General features: G+C 36.5%; 16 protein-coding genes. 15 read left to right on the forward strand and 1 reads right to left on the reverse strand.

The genetic code is table 11. The features are described from left to right. Positions 1–224: 224 nt before the first annotated feature. From dnaE to KQI21_RS01675, 8 genes are all read left to right on the forward strand, one after another. Positions 225–3,578, forward strand: coding sequence for a DNA polymerase III subunit alpha (dnaE, locus tag KQI21_RS01640; protein WP_216482272.1), 3,354 nt, complete (start codon positions 225–227; stop codon positions 3,576–3,578). A gap of 691 nt (positions 3,579–4,269) precedes the next feature. Further along, positions 4,270–5,508 carry an NADP-dependent malic enzyme gene (gene ystJ, locus KQI21_RS01645; RefSeq protein WP_216482273.1) on the forward strand — a complete coding sequence of 413 codons (1,239 nt, stop codon included), beginning with the start codon at positions 4,270–4,272 and terminating at the stop codon, positions 5,506–5,508. A 19-nt stretch (positions 5,509–5,527) separates the two neighbouring features. Next, positions 5,528–6,145, forward strand: a complete 618-nt coding sequence (locus KQI21_RS01650; RefSeq protein ID WP_216482274.1) for a FadR/GntR family transcriptional regulator — start codon at positions 5,528–5,530, stop codon at positions 6,143–6,145. Between the two features lie 141 nt (positions 6,146–6,286). Beyond that, positions 6,287–7,147: an acetyl-CoA carboxylase, carboxyltransferase subunit beta gene (accD, locus tag KQI21_RS01655; RefSeq protein ID WP_216482275.1), complete on the forward strand. Its 861-nt coding sequence runs from the start codon at positions 6,287–6,289 to the stop codon at positions 7,145–7,147. Next, a complete protein-coding gene (gene accA, locus KQI21_RS01660; RefSeq protein ID WP_216482276.1) occupies positions 7,144–8,100 on the forward strand; it encodes an acetyl-CoA carboxylase carboxyl transferase subunit alpha in 957 nt (318 codons plus the stop codon). Before accD ends, accA begins: the two co-directional genes overlap by 4 nt. Positions 8,101–8,395: 295 nt before the next feature. Then, positions 8,396–9,355 (forward strand): 6-phosphofructokinase, encoded by a 960-nt coding sequence (gene pfkA / locus KQI21_RS01665; RefSeq protein ID WP_216482277.1) that lies wholly within the window; start codon positions 8,396–8,398, stop codon positions 9,353–9,355. A 32-nt stretch (positions 9,356–9,387) separates the two neighbouring features. Continuing rightward, complete coding sequence (pyk, locus tag KQI21_RS01670; protein ID WP_216482278.1) at positions 9,388–11,148, forward strand: pyruvate kinase; 1,761 nt, start codon at positions 9,388–9,390, stop codon at positions 11,146–11,148. 135 nt (positions 11,149–11,283) lie between these two features. Continuing rightward, complete coding sequence (locus KQI21_RS01675; protein ID WP_216482279.1) at positions 11,284–11,673, forward strand: FxsA family protein; 390 nt, start codon at positions 11,284–11,286, stop codon at positions 11,671–11,673. 3 nt (positions 11,674–11,676) lie between these two features. Here the strand turns inward: KQI21_RS01675 and ytvI are convergent, their stop codons facing one another. Beyond that, positions 11,677–12,783, reverse strand: coding sequence for a sporulation integral membrane protein YtvI (ytvI, locus tag KQI21_RS01680; protein ID WP_216482280.1), 1,107 nt, complete (start codon positions 12,781–12,783; stop codon positions 11,677–11,679). A 371-nt stretch (positions 12,784–13,154) separates the two neighbouring features. On the opposite strand from ytvI, the gene citZ reads away from it, so the two are divergent. From citZ to pnpS, 7 genes are all read left to right on the forward strand, one after another. Further along, positions 13,155–14,273 carry a citrate synthase gene (citZ, locus tag KQI21_RS01685; protein WP_216482281.1) on the forward strand — a complete coding sequence of 373 codons (1,119 nt, stop codon included), beginning with the start codon at positions 13,155–13,157 and terminating at the stop codon, positions 14,271–14,273. A gap of 132 nt (positions 14,274–14,405) precedes the next feature. Beyond that, positions 14,406–15,677 carry an NADP-dependent isocitrate dehydrogenase gene (icd, locus tag KQI21_RS01690; protein WP_216482282.1) on the forward strand — a complete coding sequence of 424 codons (1,272 nt, stop codon included), beginning with the start codon at positions 14,406–14,408 and terminating at the stop codon, positions 15,675–15,677. Positions 15,678–15,855: 178 nt separating this feature from the next. Then, entirely contained in the window at positions 15,856–16,794 is a 939-nt protein-coding gene (gene mdh / locus KQI21_RS01695) for a malate dehydrogenase (RefSeq protein ID WP_216482283.1), read from the forward strand. A gap of 493 nt (positions 16,795–17,287) precedes the next feature. After that, complete coding sequence (locus tag KQI21_RS16615; RefSeq protein ID WP_216482668.1) at positions 17,288–17,557, forward strand: UPF0236 family transposase-like protein; 270 nt, start codon at positions 17,288–17,290, stop codon at positions 17,555–17,557. A 570-nt stretch (positions 17,558–18,127) separates the two neighbouring features. Next, positions 18,128–18,604: a MaoC/PaaZ C-terminal domain-containing protein gene (locus KQI21_RS01705; RefSeq protein WP_216482284.1), complete on the forward strand. Its 477-nt coding sequence runs from the start codon at positions 18,128–18,130 to the stop codon at positions 18,602–18,604. Between the two features lie 187 nt (positions 18,605–18,791). Further along, positions 18,792–19,484 (forward strand): response regulator transcription factor, encoded by a 693-nt coding sequence (locus KQI21_RS01710; protein WP_216482285.1) that lies wholly within the window; start codon positions 18,792–18,794, stop codon positions 19,482–19,484. Next, the gene (pnpS, locus tag KQI21_RS01715; protein ID WP_216482286.1) at positions 19,484–20,872 is read left to right on the forward strand and encodes a two-component system histidine kinase PnpS; all 1,389 of its coding nucleotides are present in this window, start codon (positions 19,484–19,486) and stop codon (positions 20,870–20,872) included. The genes KQI21_RS01710 and pnpS overlap by 1 nt, the downstream gene beginning before the upstream one ends. The last annotated feature ends 596 nt before the right edge of the window (positions 20,873–21,468 follow it).

The following is a 21,468-nucleotide window of genomic DNA, read 5'->3' on the forward strand; positions in this document are numbered from 1 at the left end:
ATGATATGTGGTTAAAAGTCTATAATTGAAAAAAAGATGCAAAAAAGTTAACTTATTAGATATTATTCATGATAAGAAGGCCAAAAATTCTTAATCATGTAAGTTCACTTTTATTTAAACTTATGAATGAAAAGGACAGGTTATGCTAACTCCATGGCATTTCCGTATGCATGTTCTCGTTAGATTGGTATAATAATGGATAGAGTATGTAAAGGCGGGGTACGATGGCGTATACACATTTACAAGTAAGAAGTAGCTATAGTCTGCTAAATAGTACTATTACAATAGAAAAGTTAGTAAAGCAGGCAATGGAGCTTGAATATAGAGCGTTAGCCCTTACTGACGAGCAAGTATTACATGGAGCTATTTCGTTTTATCGAGAGTGTCTTAAGTATGGTATCAAGCCAATTATTGGGATGACCGTATTAGTAAAGCGAAATCAGACAGAGATTGAGGAACTAACAATATTAGCTAAAACAAATGAGGGTTATCATAATCTTATTAAATTAAGTACATGGATACAGAAGCAAGACGAGCAATTTATACCACTAGCTAACTTAAAAAACTACACAGCGCATTGTATAGGTATTCTTTCTGTTCATCAGTCACCAATAGCTGATTGGTTTATGACAGAAGCATTTACTCGCTTAACGGAATACTTTTTGCCATATCAGGAAGCTTTTGCTGAAGCTGATTTTTATTTAGGTGTGGAAGCTTATGGAATGAGAACTGAACTGCCTTTACATGAAGCTGTAAAGCTATTTCAAAAAAAATTCCTTATTTCAGTTGTAGCGATTCATGATGTCCGCTATATACAAGAAAATGACGTAATTGCTTATGATTGTTTACAAGCAATGAAACATAATCAACAATGGGATGGTGATGAAATCTCTCCGTTGTTAAAAAACCACCATTTACGATCGGAAGTAGAGATGAAGTTATCTTTTTCCGCATGGTCAGAGCCATTACAGACCACCGAAGAAATCGTACAGAAATGTGAAGTGAAGTTTGACTTTCAACAGCAATTTCTTCCTTCTTTCCCACTAACAGGGGGGAAGGATAGCCATGATTACCTTGTGCATAAATGTCATGATTTGTTGTCAAATAAATACGCTAAAGTTACTAATGAAATACAGGAACGATTGAACTATGAGCTTGAAGTAATTAAAACGATGCAGTTTAGTGACTACTTTTTAATAGTGGCTGATTTTATCGCTTATGCGAAGAATAATGGGATTGTGGTAGGACCTGGAAGGGGGTCAGCTGCTGGTTCTCTTGTAGCTTATGTTTTAGGCATTACAGATGTTGATCCAATTAGGTATGAATTGCTATTTGAAAGATTTCTTAATCCGGAACGAATGACAATGCCAGATATTGACATTGATTTTTCTGATATTCGTCGGGAAGAGATCATTGAATATGTGCAAAAAACCTATGGAGAGGAACATGTAGCGCAAATTATTACATTTGGCACATTTGCGGCTCGCTCATTAATGAGAGAACTGATTAAAACGATGGATATAAATCAACAAGATGCGTCGTTTATTCTACGTCATATTCCATTGCAAACGAAGAAAAGTCTTGTTCAGATTATTAGTGAGTCTGAGGAATTGAAAAGCTATATTAAAGACTCAAAAACATTACGACGACTATTTACAGTTGCTACTAAATTAGAAGGAATTCCTAAGCATCTATCGACTCATGCTGCTGGTATTGTTATTACGGAGAAACCTTTAGAAGAACATGTCCCATTGATCCCTGGCAGTTCTTCTGCACAATTAACTCAGTATGCAATGAATGATATAGAAGCTATCGGGCTGTTGAAAATTGATTTGTTGGGTCTACGAAACTTAACTTTACTGGAAAGAGTTTTACAAAGAATCCGATACACAACTGGTAAGGATTTATCTTTAGAACAGATCCCTGATGACGACACTTTAACCTTTTCCTTATTGCAGAAGGGAAAAACGAATGGTGTATTTCAATTAGAGTCGCAAGGGATGAGGCAAGTGTTACAAGAACTTAAGCCAAGTCATTTTGAAGACATCGTAGCTGTTAATGCACTATATCGTCCGGGGCCAATGGACTTCATTTCAACATATATTCGTCGTAAACATGGGCTTGAAACGGTGACTTATCCACATTTGGATCTTGCTCCTATTTTATCCAAAACATATGGAGTACTAGTTTATCAAGAACAAATTATGCAAATAGCCCATCAGATTGCTGGCTTTACACTGGGACAAGCAGATATTCTTCGAAGAGCGGTCAGTAAAAAACAGGAAAATATGATGGAACAGCAAAAGGCCGCTTTTATATCAGGTTGTATAAACAATGGCTATAGTGAATCTGTGGCAATGCAGTTATTTACATGGATTGTACGCTTTTCTAATTACGGGTTTAACCGTAGCCATGCTGTAGCATATAGTTGTATTTCATATCAGCTTGCATATTTAAAAGCGCATTTTCCAGCCGCTTTTTTCGCTGAATTATTAAGCACATCTGTCCATCAGCATCATAAATTACAGATGTATTTAAGAGAAATGAAGGAATTACAACTTAAACTATTGCCACCTTCTATTAATCATAGCTTTGGAAAGTATGCTGTGGAAGGAAACGATATACGAATGGGACTATTGCAAATTAAAGGGATTGGTAATCAGGCAGTTAGTGAAATTATTCGTGTGCGTAAAGAAGGTCCATTCAAAAGTTTGTTTGATTTTTGTTTACGTGTTTCTTTAAAAGCTGTAAATCGACAAACAATTGAATTATTAATTATGGCAGGGGCTTTTGATGAACTCTATCATAATCGAGCTAGTTTATTAGCAACAATTGATCAGGCAATTGAACAGGGTGAATTATTTAAAGAATTTCAAGAGCAGCCTAGCTTGTTTCAAGATCAAATTGAATTAGAAGGAGAGTATGTTTCAATAGATGATTTTACTCAAGTGAAGAAGTTAGCTCAGGAAAAAGAGCTAATCGGGATATATATTTCCAGTCATCCGATGCATGAATACCGAAAAATTTTACAACGATCTGGTTATCTGTCTTTACGAAATATGAAACAGAGGGGAGAGGGCTATAGGTTAAAAAGTGCCGGAATCATCCAAACGATAAAGACGATTCGTACGAAGCGTGGAGATTCAATGGCATTTCTCTCACTAGGAGATGAAACAGATGATTTGGAAGCAGTTGTTTTTCCACAGCTTTATCGTGAAGTTCTCCGTTGGCTAAAAGAGGAAATGATGGTCTTAGTGGAAGGAAAACTTGAATGGAGGAAACAGCAGGTTCAAATGCTGCTTTCAGCTATTCAACCTTTAGATATGACTGCTTTAAAAGAAATGCAAACGACACGATTATTTATTAAACTTACAGGCGAAGATAATACAAAGGATTTAATCAAATTAAAACAGATTTCCTCCCATTTCCCGGGCAATACTCCGGTTATTATTTTTCAAGAACAGCTGCGAAAAACGTACCAATTAACGGAAGATTATAACTTAAAACCAACAACTGCTTGTATACAGGAACTAAAAGATTATTTTGGAACAAACGAAGTGGTACTTGATTTAGTATAGAAGCACACAGAATGAAAAGATTCCTGGCTAGTTAACTTTTTTACAGTGAAATATTTCTTTTTGATAAAGCTGGCTAAATTTAATATAACGTAATATCAATAAGGTGGTTATCCGATATTATTTTAGTTTCGTCTAGAAAATTTATCCCGCATGTAAGGTGCCGTAAGACTCCCACTTTGAGAGCCTCGAGTTGATACAACTAAAACGGCACCTAAATGCCCGATTCGTTCAAGTGCCTTGAGGTCATACCCTTGTGGTACTAACGTTTAGTAGGAGATGGAGGAAAATTCCTACTGAATGAAGTTTCACTTTATAAGTTTTGTTCATGTGGATAATTTTTTTATGACATTTACCCACAGAGAACACACCAGTGCTCAGCACCTTGAGGTCACTTTACTCCTCCTGTAGTTTAGGTAGCCTCCTCGGCGGAGTCTGGTTCCTGTTTTCCCAAAGGCGCTTTTTGTTCTACTATAGGAAAGTATAAAATTTTGGTTTTTTAGTATAAGAAAAACTACAGCTTTCGCTAAAGACTTGGCGACAAGCCAAGTTTTTCTAATGTAATGTCCAATAGAATGATGATCATTACTTTACAGACAAGCCTCATCTGTTATAATAAAGGAGTTAATGGTGGTCAGACCACCTTTGGATGGAGAAAGTTTATTTTTTCTACGAAAGGGAGCGATTAGTAAAGATGGCAAGCTTAAGAGATAAAGCATTACACTTGCATAAAGTGAATAAGGGTAAATTAACAACGCAATCAAAAATACCTGTTACCAATGCAGAGGAGTTAAGTTTGGCTTATTCTCCTGGAGTAGCAGAACCATGTAAGGAGATTCATGACCGGGTAGATATGGTATATGATTATACAATGAAAGGAAATATGGTTGCTGTCATTAGTGATGGATCGGCGGTTTTAGGTCTAGGAAATATAGGGGCAGAAGCTTCGCTCCCGGTAATGGAAGGGAAATCTGTTTTATTTAAAAGCTTTGCAGGTGTGGACTCCTTTCCTATTTGTTTAGCCACCCAAGATGTAGAAGAAATTGTCCAAACCGTTAAATTGATGGAGCCAACGTTTGGTGGAGTGAACTTGGAAGATATTGCAGCACCAAAATGCTTTGTAATTGAAGAAAGGCTGAAAAAAGAGACGAATATTCCAATTTTCCATGATGATCAGCACGGAACAGCTATTGTTACGGTTGCAGGTTTAATTAATGCTCTAAAATTAGTAGGAAAATCATTTTCTGATATCAAAGTAGTTGCAAACGGAGCCGGAGCAGCAGGAATTGCAATTATAAAATTATTATATCATTTTGGTGTTCGTGATTTGATTATGTGTGATTCTCGTGGAGCTATTTATGCAGATCGTCCTTATGGAATGAATGATGTAAAGGAACGAGTAGCCAACTTTACGAATCAAGCAAAACAGGAAGGTAATCTGGAAGAAATGCTGGAAGGTGCAGATGTATTTATTGGGGTTTCAGTCGGTGGAGCGTTGACGAAGGAAATGGTACAAAAAATGAATGAAAATCCGATTATTTTTGCTATGGCTAATCCTGAACCGGAAATCATGCCTGATATTGCTAAAGAAGCCGGTGCAAGAGTTATTGGAACGGGGCGCTCAGATTTTCCTAACCAAGTAAATAATGTGCTTGCTTTTCCGGGGATTTTCCGTGGAGCACTTGATGTACGTGCAACAAGAATCAATGAAAAGATGAAAGTTGCTGCTGCACATGCAATAGCTTCCCTTATAACCGATAGTGAATTACATGAAGACTATGTAATCCCAGCTCCATTTGATGCTAGGGTAGCGCCAATTGTAGCTAAGAGTGTAGCTCAAGCTGCTATGGAATCCGGAGTAGCAAGAATAGAAGTAAATCCAGAAGAAGTAGCCGAGAATACGAGAAGATTAACACAAATAGATAGTAATTAATGTGTTAAAGGAGTGAGTCATGGCTGTGTCCATGTCACAAAAACAAAAGGTTTATCAGGGCGTCTTAAAAGAGATTCGCCAATATATTGTTACACATCATTTACAGCCGGGAGACAAGCTCCCTTCTGAGAGGGAGCTTGCTGAAACCTTACATGCTGGCAGATCGTCTATACGTGAAGCGTTACGTGCAATGGAATTGTTAGGATTAATTGAAACCAAACGTGGTGAAGGTACTTTTTTAAGCAAATATCGTCCGTTTCAAATGGTAGAGCTGCTTGCTTCTTTTGTTTTACAGGAAGAACAGATAAAAAGGGATTTAGTAAAAACCATCCGATTGCTAGAGAAGGAAGCAGCTAAACTCGCATTTTGTCACATGAGTAAGCAAGATGTAGATGAACTATCTGCTATCTTAGAAAAGGATGAGATGGAATTTGTACATGCTAAGTTTTTTCAATTAATTTTTAATATGTCCCATAATTTGCTGCTTGGTAAGGTTTGGCAGTTAATGTATGAATTTGCTATTACCATTAAGAGCATTAGCTTAGACAAGGAATTTTATGAGCAATTAGTGCAGTTATATTATAATAAACAGTATGCAGCTATTGAAACATTATTCGACAAGATGTTGGAGAAGTAATCTTAAATTGCCGACTGTTTTTGACATTTTTTTTCGTACAACTTATGTATAATAGATAAAAAACCATTAAGCTCTTTCGGTAAAATAGAGAAATAGCTTTTACGCACGTGTTAGGGGTTGTTGAAAAAAGGAGGAATTGTCTTGCTTAAGGATTTTTTTGGCAAGCGAAAAAAATATGCATCCATCCCGAGTGAACAGGCAAAAGCTGATGTTCCTGAGGGCTTAATGCAGAAATGTAGTGGGTGCCATAAAATATACTATCGTAAAGAAATGAATAAAAATTTACAAGTGTGTCCGAACTGTGACTATCATCATCCATTACAAGCATGGCAGCGAATTAATACATTATTTGACGAAGGAAGCTTCAACGAATGGGACAAGCAGTTGACAACTGGAAATCCGCTTCATTTTCCTGGCTACCAAGAAAAGATTGAAAAAGATATGCAGAAAACAGGTCTTAGAGAAGGTGTAGTCACCGGAAAGGGAAAGATAAATGGTAATGTTACGGCATTTGCGGTTATGGATTCTACCTTTCGGATGGGGAGTATGGGATCGGTAATCGGTGAAAAAATTGCGCGCGCAGTTGAAAATGCAAAAGATGAAGGCATTCCGTTTATTATTTTTACAGCATCCGGTGGAGCAAGAATGCAAGAGGGTGTTCTTAGCTTGATGCAAATGGCAAAGACAGCAGCAGCTATTAAACGTTTTAGCGATACGGGAGGGTTAATGATTTCCGTCATGACACACCCGACCACAGGGGGAGTATCGGCAAGCTTTGCTTCGATTGGTGATTATAATCTTGCTGAGCCGGGAGCTTTAATTGGTTTTGCAGGTCGTCGTATTATTGAGCAAACAATTCGTGAAAAACTGCCTAATGATTTTCAAACAGCTGAATTTCAATTGGAGCACGGGCAATTGGATAAAGTTGTACACCGCTCAGAAATGAAAGATTTATTAGCATTATTGCTAACGTTTCATCAGAAAGGTGGAAAGAAATCATGAAGCAGATTTTGGAATTTGAAAAACCAATTGTAAATTTGAAGGAAAAAATTGCAGAACTGAAACGTTTCACTGCAGATAGTGATATCGATTTAACAGAAGAAATCAACACATTAGAAAAGCGTCTGGCGATATTAGAAAATGATATTTATAGTAATTTAAAACCATGGGATCGTGTTCAACTTGCCAGACATCCGGAAAGACCAACAACGTTAGATTATATTGAAGAACTATTTACCGATTTTATTGAATTTCATGGGGATCGTTTATTCGCAGATGATGCAGCAATTGTGACAGGTATTGCCTTTTATAAAGAAAAGCCAGTTACAGTTATTGGACATCAACGTGGAAAGGATACAAAAGAAAATATCCGGCGTAATTTTGGAATGCCCCACCCAGAAGGATATCGAAAGGCTTTGCGGCATATGAAACAGGCTGAAAAATTCTCCCGACCAATCATTTGTTTTATTGACACTAAAGGAGCGTATCCGGGTAAGGCAGCTGAAGAAAGAGGCCAAAGTGAAGCGATAGCTAGGAATCTAATGGAAATGGCTGGACTGGCTGTGCCGATAATTTGTGTTGTTATTGGTGAAGGTGGAAGTGGCGGTGCTTTGGCATTAGGAGTAGGAGATGAAATACATATGCTGGAAAATAGCACCTATTCTGTAATTTCACCGGAAGGGGCAGCTTCTATTTTATGGAAGGATGCCAGTTATGCACAGACGGCGGCAGAGTCTATGAAAATAACTGCATATGATTTGAAAAAGTTAGGTATCATCGATCATATTATTCCAGAGCCCAGAGGTGGTGCCCACCGCAATGTGAAAAAACAAGCGGCATATTTAGACGAGGTGATAGCACAATCTTTACAAATGTTAGAGAAATATTCAGTTGATGAATTACTTGAAAAAAGATGGGAAAAATATAAGAAAATTGGGCAATACCAGACAATTTGATTAAATGAAGGGCAAATTTATATCATGAATGGTTAGCAACAAATTTTAAGTGTATACTAAGATGAGGAGATGAGATTTTCATGATAAAGGGGGTTGGCAGTTGTATGTCAACCCTAGTTCGTGTTCTTCCATAATATGTTAATCGAGCTGGAATTCACATACATAAAGGGCTTTCATGAGAAAATGTGCAATATTTTACATGATTTTAATTGCTATTTTACTTATTACCAATTATCTTTTAAGAGAGGACATTTTTTGAACAGAAAATTGTAAGACCAGAGGTGGAATGAAAACTATGAAAAAAATTGGCGTTTTAACTAGCGGTGGCGATGCACCAGGAATGAATGCTGCAATTCGTGCAGTAGTAAGGAAAGCCATTTGTCATAATATAGAAGTATATGGAATTAAATATGGCTTTCAAGGATTAATGGAAGGTACTATTGAAAAGATGGAAATTGGTTCTGTAGGTGATATTATCCATCGTGGTGGAACAATGCTTTACTCTGCAAGAAGTGAAGCATTTAAAACAGAAGAAGGACAGCAAAAAGCAATCGAACAATTAAATAAATTTGGTATTGAAGGTTTAATCGTTATTGGTGGTGACGGTAGCTTTCGTGGAGCACAAAAATTAACGGAAAAAGGTTATCCATGTATTGGTGTGCCTGGAACGATTGATAACGATATTGCGGGAACCGATTTTACAATTGGCTTTGACACAGCATTAAATACCGTGATTGAAGCAATTGATAAAGTTCGTGATACAGCAACTTCCCATAAACGCACATATATTATTGAAGTGATGGGAAGAAATGCAGGAGATATCGCACTTTGGGCGGGCTTGGCTGATGGTGCAGAGAGTATTTTAATCCCTGAAAAGAAGGAAAAATTTGAAACAGTTGTTCAAAAGTTGAAACGAGGACACAAGCGTGGAAAGAAACATAGTATTATTATACTTGCAGAAGGTGTAGGTAGCGGGATTGAATATGGAAAAAGAATTGAAGAAGCGACGGATTTAGAAACACGTGTTACGGTGTTAGGACATATTCAACGCGGTGGATCACCGTCAGCAGCAGATCGTGTACTGGCAAGCAGACTCGCTGCTAAAGCAGTCGATTTGTTAATGGCTGGTAAAGCAGGAAGAATGGTAGGAATTCAACAGAACGAAATAGTTGATCATGAAATTAATAAAATTCTGCACGAGCAGCATACCATTAACGATGACATGTATACATTATCTCAAGAACTATCTATTTAACGTTGGAACGGTAACTTAAGGAGGAAACAATAATGAGAAACACAAAAATTGTATGTACAATCGGACCTGCATCAGAATCTATTGAAACCTTGGAGAAGTTAATGGAATGTGGGATGAACGTTGCTCGCCTCAATTTTTCACATGGTAATTATGAAGAACATGCAGCACGAATTGAAAATATACGTAAAGCTGCAGAAAAAACAGGGAAAACTATTGCGATTATTTTAGATACGAAAGGTCCAGAAATTCGCACACACAACTTTGTCAATGGACAAGCTGAACTAGTACAAGGAAATACAGTTTATGTATCGATGAAAGAAGTTGAAGGAACAGCTGAACGTTTTTCGGTTACGTATCCTGGCTTAATTAATGATGTCCATGTCGGCTCTAAAATTCTTTTAGATGATGGATTAATCGAATTAAAGGTTGTTGAAATTGATCAAGTAAAACAGGAAGTAAAAACAATTGCGCTTAATACAGGTATGATCAAGAATAAAAAAGGCGTTAACATCCCAAATGTTGCGGTAAACCTGCCTGGAATTACGGAGAAAGACGCTAAAGATATTATTTTTGGTATCGAGCAAGATGTAGATTTCATCGCAGCTTCTTTTGTCAGACGTGCATCGGATGTGTTAGAAATAAAAGAACTCCTGGAAAAACATAATGCAACGCATATTCAAATTATCCCTAAGATTGAAAATCAAGAGGGTGTCGACAATATTGACAGCATTTTAGAAGTAAGTGATGGATTAATGGTTGCTCGTGGCGATCTTGGTGTGGAAACTCCTGCTGAAGATGTGCCGCTTGTGCAAAAAAAATTGATTAAAAAATGCAATTTAGCAGGTAAACCTGTTATTACAGCTACACAAATGCTTGATTCAATGCAACGTAATCCACGACCAACAAGAGCAGAAGCATCAGATGTAGCAAATGCCATTTTTGACGGAACCGATGCGGTTATGCTATCTGGTGAAACGGCTGCAGGAGATTACCCGGTCGAATCTGTGCAAACGATGAGCAATATCGCATTGAAGGCAGAAACAGCTTTAGATCATCAATCCATTTTACGGGATCGTTCGCGCAATGTAGATATGACGATTACAGATGCAATCAGTCAATCTGTTACACATACAGCAATGAATTTATCGGTAAGTGCAATTATTACTCCAACAGAAAGTGGCCATACGGCAAGAATGATTTCCAAATATCGTCCGCATGCTTCAATTCTTGCAGTTACATTTTCTGAGAGAGTAAATCGCCGTCTTTCCCTAATCTGGGGCGTACATGCAGTTACATGTAAACGTGCGAGCTCTACTGACGAAATGTTGGATATCGCGGTAGAAAGAGGCTTACAATCCGGTATGGTTGAGCATGGAAACCGTGTTATTATTACCGCCGGTGTACCGGTTGGAGAGAGTGGTACAACGAATTTAATGAAGGTTCATGTCATTGGTGATATCATCGCAAAAGGTCAAGGAATTGGTAGAAAAAGCGCTTTTGGCAGAGCAGCTGTTGTAAAATCAGCGAATGAAGCAATAGAAAAAGTACAAGAAGGCGATATATTAGTTACTTACGGTACGGAAAAAGAAATGATGCCGGCAATTGAAAAGGCTGCTGGTATTATTACAGAAGAAGCTGGGCTTACTTCTCATGCCGCGGTTGTAGGATTAAGTTTAGGAATTCCTGTAATTGTTGGTGTTGAGGATGTCTTTGATGTGATTAAAGATGATGAAATTATCACTGTTGATGGTGCGACAGGCGACATCTATCAAGGGCATACAAGAGTACTTTAATGTTCATATAGAAAAAGAGGGTGTTCTCTCCCCTCTTTTTCTATATCTTCTTTTAAAGCAGAGTAGTACAGTATTTGGGAGAGAAGACAGATTTAAACTACTCACGACTGAATCATATGGAGGTGAAAAAATTCAATGAAATGGTTCTTACTTACTGCATTTATTCTTTCTGCACTCGAAATCGGTCTTTTTATTTGGATTGGTGGAATAATCGGAACTTGGTGGGTTGTGTTATTGATTATATTGACTGGTGCAATTGGCTTTTATTTAGCAAAACAACAGGGAATTGAGATATGGAATCAGGCACAGCTTTCCATTCAGCGTGGAGAAGCACCTACAAGGTATATTATTAATGGGATATGTGTATTAATTGGAGCTGTTTTGTTAATCACTCCGGGTTTTATTACCGATGCGGTTGGTTTTCTATTAGTCATACCTCTAACTCGGAGAATTTTTAGTAAAAAAATAGAGGCTATAATAAAGCACTTTATAAAAAAACGTACCATCATATATCGAAGGTGGTGAGTTTTATCCTTTAATAAATTTCCAAATCTCGTTAAATGTGCCTGCTCGATATAGCGTATTTATGAAGATAAGCATGATAGGTGCGATTAGAAATCCAATTACTCCCCAAATTTGAATGCCAATAAATAATGTTATTAATGCCACAAGGGGATGGATACCGATGCTAGAAGATAATACTTTTGGTTCAATTAATTGCCTAATAATTATAACAATCCCGTACAAAATCGATAAATTAATCGACATGGAGTAATTTCCAACTATAAAAAGATAAATGATCCATGGCATAAAAATGATACCCGAACCAATATAAGGAAATAAGTCGACAAGAGCAATGTATAATGTAATCGTAAAAGAATGCTTTACCTGTAAAATAACTAATCCGATGTATACAAGAATAGCCGAAATCAGCACAAGGATGATTTGGGCTTTTGCATATCCGATAATTGTTTTTTTTAGCTGAACGATCACTTTTTGGACTGGTGTTTTAAACGTATTCGGAATATGCCTGTGAAAAAATAGTACGATTTTTTTATAGTCAACCGTGATCATAAATGCTGCCAAAAGAATAAAGATAACGATTGTAATAGAGCTGGGTAAAGATACAATAATCGTTGGTAACTTAAGAAGTGTCCCTTGTAAAAATGTTGTTGCAGAAGCAGTAAGATTGTTAATAAAGTGCTTTAAGTTTTCGCTAATGGCTGCTTGTTGACTAGCATTTAATGTTTGAAAATAGGCAGTTAACTTTTGATATATGGGAATGATGTTTTGCTCAATGAAATTTGTCAAATAAAGACTGAATGTTTGGAAATACGTAGGTAATTGTTCTGCTAAAAATAAGGTTCCTTGGATAAACTCAGAAACAAGAATAAATAAAAGGCCGCTTAGAAGAAAAAAAAGTACCAGCATGGTTCCTGTTGTTGCTAATAATCTTGATAATTTTAACCTTTCTTCTAAAAATGTAACAACTGGATGAAGAATAATCGCAATTAAACTGGCAATTGCCAGTGGATATAAATAGCTAAAGCTTATTGTCATGAAGTAACATGACAATATGATGCTAATAATGATAAGTGCCAATCGGACACATTGAAATAGAAGTGGCTTGTACATAGTTGGACCCCATTTTATTTAAAATCAAAAACCATTCTCTAATTACATATGCAACTTATAAATAAAATAGTCTTAGAAACTATTGTTTTTAATAAAGATATTCTAGTAATGAATGTCGAAATGTGCTGTATCTGTCTTAAACTTTCCCCATTTCTATACTTGAGAATGATTCACCGAAGTTGAAGCTAAAGAAACTCTTTTTTGCAAAATATTTGTGTATCTAGTAAAATCTAAATAGTGAATTGAATCGGTTTCAATTCACATTAGATTCGTAATACTTTATAATTATCATAGGGGGATAAATTTTTATAAGTTTTAAAACATTGTCGAAAGATAGTGTGCTAAATAATTTATAAAGGAGAGGGTTTGTTATGACAGCAACAACGAAAGGGCTTGAAGGAGTTGTAGCAACTCAATCGTCAATTAGTTCCATAATAGATGATCAACTTACGTATGTTGGTTACAAGATTGATGATTTGGCGGAATATTCCAGTTTTGAAGAAGTTATCTATTTACTTTGGAATCAAAAGCTTCCTAACCAAGCTGAATTAGATGCTTTAAAGCAAGAACTTGCTGCAAATATGGAACTTCCAGACGGAATTGTGAAACATTTGCATTCCTACGATCTTTCAACAGTTCACCCAATGGCAGCATTACGGACAGCTGTATCATTATTAGGCTTGTATGATGATGAAGCAGAAGTAATGAGTCCAGAAGCAAATCAGCGGAAAGCAATCCGTATACAAGCAAAAATAGCATCAATTGTAACGGCTTTCGCGCGCATTCGGAAGGGAAAAGATCCGGTTAAGCCAAAGCAAGATTATAGTTATGCAGAAAATTTTCTTTACATGTTAAATGGAAAAGACCCAAAGGATATTGAAGTTGAAGCCATCAATAAGGCGCTTGTACTTCACGCTGATCATGAACTAAATGCTTCTACTTTTACTGCCAGAGTCTGTGTAGCTACTCTTTCGGATATTTATTCTGGAATTACTGCTGCAATTGGAGCATTAAAAGGGCCGCTACATGGTGGTGCAAATGAACGTGTTATGCAAATGTTGATGGAAATTGGAGAAGAAGAAAATGCAATCCCTTATATTAGAGAAAAATTAGATAATAAAGAAAAGATTATGGGGATGGGGCACCGTGTGTACCGTAACGGAGATCCGCGGGCAAAGTTTTTAAAAGAAATGTCAAAGCAATTGACAGAATTAACTGGACAGCCGAAATGGTATAATATGTCTGTAAAAATTGAAGATTACATTAAAGAACATAAAGGTTTACCAGCAAATGTTGATTTTTATTCTGCATCGGTTTATCATAGCTTGGGCATTGATCATGACTTATTTACACCGATTTTTGCAGTTAGTCGTACATCAGGCTGGCTCGCTCATATTTTGGAGCAATATACTGATAACAGATTAATTCGTCCAAGAGCAGAATATACTGGACCAAAATCACCAAAATACATTATTATTGATCAACGATAAAGGATTATTATTTACTACCTCAACATCAATAGATGGAATCTTGCCAACAATCAGGCAATAAGCAAAGATGTTCAGCAGGACTTATTTTTGCTAAACTATATACAGAAATGACATTAGGAGGTAATGATTGTTATGACAAAGGGAGAAAAAATTATCGTAGAGAATGGACAGTTGAAAGTTCCAAACAAACCAATTATACCTTTTATTGAAGGTGATGGAACTGGACCGGATATTTGGTCAGCTGCAAAAAAAGTTATTGAAGCTGCAGTGGAGAAAGCGTATAACGGTACCAAGGAAATTGATTGGCTAGAGGTTTATGCAGGGCAAAAAGCGTATGACAAGACTGGAGAATGGTTACCACAAGATACGTTGGACAAAATAGATGAGTATAAAATCGCTATTAAAGGACCGCTTACAACACCAATTGGTGGTGGATTTCGTTCCTTAAACGTTGCACTACGCCAAGAATTGGATCTCTTTACATGTCTTCGCCCAGTTCGCTATTTTGACGGAGTACCATCTCCGGTTAAACGACCTGAAGATGTTGACATGGTTATCTTCCGTGAAAACACAGAAGATATTTATGCCGGAATTGAGTGGCAAAAAGGAACAGATGAAGTGAAAAAAGTGATCAAGTTCTTAAAAGAGGAAATGAATGTAACGAACATTCGCTTTCCAGAATCTTCTGGAATTGGGGTAAAGCCGGTTTCTGAAGAAGGAACGAAACGCCTTGTCCGTGCAAGTATTCAATATGCGATTAATGAAGGGCGCAAGAGTGTTACTTTAGTACATAAAGGTAACATCATGAAATTTACAGAAGGCGCATTTAAAATTTGGGGCTATGAGGTTGCCGAGGAAGAATTTGGTGACAAAGTCTTTACTTGGGCGGAGTATGACCGCATTGTTGAAAAAGAAGGAAAGGATGCGGCAAATAAAGCACAAGATGAGGCACTTGCAGCTGGAAAAATTTTGATAAAGGATGCTATCGCTGATATTTTCTTACAACAGATTTTAACACGACCGAAAGAGTTTGATGTTGTTGCTACTATGAATTTAAATGGGGATTATATTTCTGATGCACTTGCTGCTCAAGTAGGCGGAATTGGAATTGCTCCTGGAGCAAACATTAATTATGATACTGGTCATGCCATTTTTGAAGCTACCCACGGAACTGCTCCTAAGTATGCAGGATTAGACAAAGTAAATCCATCCTCAGTGATTCTGTCGGCCGTTTTAATGCTTGAGCATATAGATTGGAGAGAAGCAGCTGATTTGATAACAACAGCTATGGATAAGACCATTGCTTCCAAAGTGGTTACCTATGACTTCGCGCGGTTAATGGAAGGTGCAACGGAAGTGAAGTGCTCTGAATTTGGTAATGAACTAATTAAAAATATGAGCTAATATATAGTAGTTTATAAACAGTATAGGTACTTTATGTTACCTATACTGTGCTTGTGTTGCTTTGTGCGAAAATGTTTATTATTGCGACGCCTGTACTAGCTGATTCCGTACGACGTAGCGTAATCTTTATAGAAGGAATTATACTTACTAGTTTAAAAGAACAAAGGGGATTTTAAAGATGGGGATAAAAAGAAGAAAAATATCAGTAATCGGTTCAGGCTTTACTGGAGCTACAACGGCCTTAATGGTAGCGCAAAAGGAATTAGGTGATGTCGTACTTGTCGATATCCCTGATATGGAGGATCCGACGAAAGGAAAGGCATTAGATATGCTTGAAGCTAGTCCTGTACAAGGATTTGACGCTTCTATTATTGGAACGTCCAACTATGAACATACGAAAGGTTCTGATCTGGTGATTATTACTGCAGGTATTGCACGAAAGCCCGGAATGAGCCGAGATGACCTAGTTAATACCAATGCTAAAATTATGAAAACTGTAGCTACAGAAGTTGTTAAATATTCACCTGACACATATATTGTTGTACTAACCAATCCAGTTGATGCTATGACTTATACTGTTTTTAAAGAAACAGGCCTCCCAAAACAACGTGTCATTGGTCAATCTGGTGTATTAGATACAGCAAGATTTCGTGCCTTCGTTGCACAGGAATTAAATGTATCAGTTAAAGATGTAACTGGTTTCGTATTAGGGGGCCATGGAGATGATATGGTTCCTCTCATTCGTTATTCGTATGCTGGAGGCGTTCCACTAGAAAAATTGATTTCAAAAGAACGTTTAGATGCAATTGTTGAACGTACGAGAAAAGGTGGCGGAGAAATTGTTGGCTTATTAGGAAATGGTAGTGCATACTATGCTCCGGCTGCATCACTTACAGTAATGGCAGAGGCGATTTTAAAAGATCAGCGCCGCATACTTCCAGCAATTGCGTACTTAGAAGGTGAATATGGTTATTGGGACATTTATCTTGGTGTACCGACGATTTTAGGTGGTAACGGTATAGAAAAAGTTATCGAATTAGATCTAACGGAGGAAGAAAAGGCTGCTTTGAATAAATCTGTTGATTCTGTAAAAAAAGTATCAGAGGTGCTAAAATAACTAATTAACAAAAGGCTTTTATCTACTTTTTGTAGGTAAAGGCTTTTTATTTTGGAAAAAGACTAACTCGTCGAAGTACTTCATCAAAAGATTGAATTAGTATGATTAGGGCTCAACTATTTATCCGGCATGTAAGGTGCCGTAAGACTCCCAATACAAGAGCCTTTAGTTGATACAAAAGGGTCTAAGTAGGAGAAAACGGCACCTAAATGCCCGATTCGTTCAACTAACATTCCGTGTAAAAAGCATTCCACGGAATGAATTTTCACTTTATTTGCTATGGATGGAAATTCAATTGTTAATGGAAATTTTGTGTAAAATATATACGGGGATATTGTTATAATATTCACATAAAATATGAGTGCATAAGAAGAGGACTCTCACCTTTGATATAATAGTTTTGAATCAGAAAACTAACAAGGAGGAGTCCTCATGTAAAATGATATCAATTATCTACCAACATAAAAAAAATGGAAGAAAAATTATTTCATGAATTACAGATGGTGTATCCAACTATGCTTTCCTCTTTGTTGGCGGAGATCGATTTGTACTTGAGAGATATCGAGATTTTGAACGCTTTGAAAACCGAGAAATGCAGGAATGTACCATTGCCACTATGTTTGACTCGCTGAAGGTGAAAAGACGAATTTACCTTGATCGTAAAACGAAGAAGTGTGTTGCTTTCCTAGATTGTTATTTGCAGTTTCGTGGAGGAGATACGCTTAGCCTTTTTTTTAAGGGAATGCTATTACATGGGCGGTGAAAGGGCCTTCCTATCGTGATGGGAGGGATCGATTTTGTGATTTACTAGGATATCAGGTGATGAGCCATGAAAAGACAAGGCAATCAATTGGTGATGAAGGGGCATATACCAGCATTAGCAGGCGATGATCAAGGTAAGCCATATGTAAGAGCTTTACGAGGTTTTGCAGGGTTTTAAGCATTTGCTATCATACTACGTAAAATCTAATAGGATTTTGGGTAAGGATTAGAATCGCTAAAAAGCAGTGGATATACACGAAGACTCCTCGAAAATGAAATACTCATTTTCTTCGTGCGATGTTTCTCTGACGTAGCCTTCCTTGTCCTGCAGGAAAAGCAACTTCTGAGGATTGAAGTGTTGCCTGCGGAAAGCGAAGTGTATATCCACTGCGGGTTCAGAAGCGATGTTTTTTAAAAAGCTTTTTTCAAATTAGGCGCTGTATAAAAGAAAATTTAAAAGGTGAGAGTTGCTCTCGTAAATACTTGACAGACTCAGTTTTGTTTTATTATTGGCAATAAAGTGAATTTTTGATATAATGGAAAGCGCTTACATTAATAGGGAGGGGTTAAAATGATAGGAAAGAGAAGACCTTTAGGTAAAGAATTAAAAGATATTCAGATTGGTGATAACTATAGTGGGGCGAAAAAAATGATGGATCGAGATCTATTATTATATTTAGGTTTAACTAATGATGCTAATCCTTTATACCTTCAGCATGATTATGCTTCATTAACCCCATATAAAAAGCCAATCGTACCAGCTGTTATGCTGTTTGGAATGGTTTCCTCCCTCGTATCGATGCATTTGCCTGGTCCTGGCAGTCATATTACACACCATGAGATCATTTTCTTAAAATCAGTTTACCACAATACAGAAGTTTATTTTACATTAGAGGTCATTGCAAAGGATGAAGCCAATCAGCGTATTGCGATGAATGTTACCGGTACAGATGAAAAAGGAGATAAGGTGATTACTGGAAAGCTTTATGTTATCCCTGCGTATCGACCAAATACATTAACTGCACAATCTTTAGAAAATTTTTTTTAATACGTTTTACGTATGTGGTTGATTATTTGTTCATATATATGGAATATACTATAATCTACCATCCCAAAACATTGATCTTGTGTAAAAATAAATTTACAACCTCTTATCGTATTCACTTTCTATGTAATTCATTGTAAGATGGAGGTGGAACCTATTAACTACTAGTGATTAGAAACGGGGACTGGATATGAACGAGAAAATTTTAATTGTAGATGACGAGAAGTCAATTGTAACTTTATTGAAGTTCAATATTGAAAAGGCAGGCTTTGTTACCGATGTAGCTTATGATGGTTCTCAAGCTGTGCAAAAAGCGGAGAGCAACAGTTATGATTTGATTGTTTTAGATCTGATGCTCCCTGAGATGGACGGCATGGATGTTTGTAGGTATTTACGTAATAATCAAATAAATACACCGATTCTCATGCTTACAGCTAAGGATGAGGAATTTGATAAAGTGCTTGGGTTGGAACTTGGAGCAGATGATTACTTAACGAAGCCATTTAGTCCGAAAGAAGTTATTGCTAGAATAAAGGCTATTTTACGACGGTCCAAGCGAGTAGAAAAATCTAATTTTTCGTATATTCAGGTTGGCGACATAACCGTATTTCCTGAAAGATATGAAGCGGAAATGAAAGGAAAAGTGATTACATTTACAAGGAAAGAGTTTGAGCTACTTTATTATTTAGCAAAAAATAAAGGGAAGGTCATTTCTAGAGATCAACTGCTTAGTGGAGTTTGGGACTATGATTTTGTTGGGGATACACGTATTGTAGATGTTCACATTTCTCATTTACGCGATAAAATTGAACCAGATTCCAAAAAACCTGTTTATATTAAAACAGTTCGAGGTCTGGGGTATAAATTGGAGGACCCTAGTTAATGCGATTTTTGTTTGAAAAACCAATATTCGGTTACACTATAGGAATTTTACTTGTAGTGTCTTTAACCGGTATTTTATTAAGTATATTAGTAGGCGAATATTTAGCAATTGTTGCAGTATTAATTATTCAATTTATTATTTTAGTATTATTTTTGTTGCACTTATACGAAACACTCATTAAGCCGGTAAAAAAAGCAACAAAAACAATTGATGAAATCGTAAAAGGTAATTATCGTGCAAGATTTCATCATCCAGCAAACAATAGTATTGGACAATTAAGTACAAAAATTAATGCGCTTGCTCGTAATTTAAATAAACTGACCATGCAAGAACAAATGAAATCAGAGCAACTATCAACCATTGTTGAAAATACGGAAAGTGGCCTTGTTCTAATCGATGCTAAAGGATATATTCACTTTGCCAATCGCAAATTTTTAACTATGTTTGATCAAACACCGAATGAGGTTCAAGGACATCTTTATTATGATGTTCTCTATAATGAGGTCATTCATGAAACAGTACAGCTAACCTTCCTTTATGAACGTAATATAAAAGAAGAATTTACTCATTATAAGGGTCTCGATAAATATTATATTGAGATAGTGGGAGCGCCTATATTTGATGATCGAAACTTACTAAAAGGTGCGGTACTCGTACTTTATGATATTACAGAGTTGAAAAAACTGGAATTAATGCGGAAAGACTTTGTAGCTAATGTTTCCCATGAACTAAAAACCCCGATTACTTCGATTAAAGGATTTGCTGAGACGTTATTAGACGACCCAATGAAGGATCTGGAAAAAAATAAAGAGTTTTTGGAAATTATCTATAAGGAAAGTCATCGATTGCAACTATTAATTGAAGATTTATTGATTTTATCCCGGTTAGAAAAGGAAAACCTTCAGCTTGTTCTTACTACCTTTTCAGTAAATGAGATTGTTCAAGAAGTGATGCCGATTATAGAACAGAGGGTGCAGAATAAACAGCTAACATTTAATAAACAAATTGAAACTGATCTGCAATTAACAGCTGATAAGGAAAAAGTAAAACAAATTATTATTAATTTAATTGATAATGCTGTAAATTACACTCCAGAAAATGGAAGAATTTATTTAAAAATTAATGAAGTTAATGATTATGTATATATAAAAGTAGAGGATACTGGAATAGGAATTGAAAAGGATGCTATCCCACGAATATTTGAACGGTTTTATCGAGTAGATAAAGCAAGAAGCCGGAATACAGGAGGAACGGGGCTGGGTTTGGCTATCGTTAAACATATTGTTGAAGTTCATGATGGTGAGATTAATATTGAAAGTGAAGTAAATAAGGGAACTGCAATAACGGTATATTTACCGATAAATAAAAAAAATAAAAAACATTCCTGATCAGGAATGTTTTTTATTTTTTTTGAACGATACGTTTTTACATGATGGATATCTTTTTGAAAGTGGTTTCGCCAAGTTTATCTAGTCAGCGATTAGCAAATTTCGATCATCTTTCTACGCACACAGAAAAGTGTTTTCCCTTTCAAGGACAAGAAAAACTGCGTCAGCGATACCTCGCACGCAGAAAAAGTGCTTTTCTTTTTCAAGGACAAGGAAAACTACGTCAGCGATACACCGCGATTACTCAAGGGCAGAGAAGCTTTTTGAATAAGCATCGTATGTTCAAGGACCTTTAGGTTATCCCCTTGCGGTACTAACATTCCTGGGTAAAAGCGTTCCACGAAATGAAGTTTTCCTTTATCTCGCCAGAAGTTCTCCAGTTTACGTCGCTAAACAAGAAGCTTATGAGAATCAGATGAACGAAGTGCTACTAACAGGTACTATGCTATTTTTTATTTACACAACTTTCTAATAATTACTCGCTATGAAGAAGTTGTATGTGGTTACAGCAATATTCGAATGGATTTTCAGCTTTCTTAACAACACTGTTGTTTCACTTTATGTAGCTAGAATGATAAAATATGCTTAATGATGAA

Source organism: Virgibacillus proomii (assembly GCF_018916875.1).
Lineage (GTDB): Bacteria > Bacillota > Bacilli > Bacillales > Amphibacillaceae > Virgibacillus > Virgibacillus proomii_B.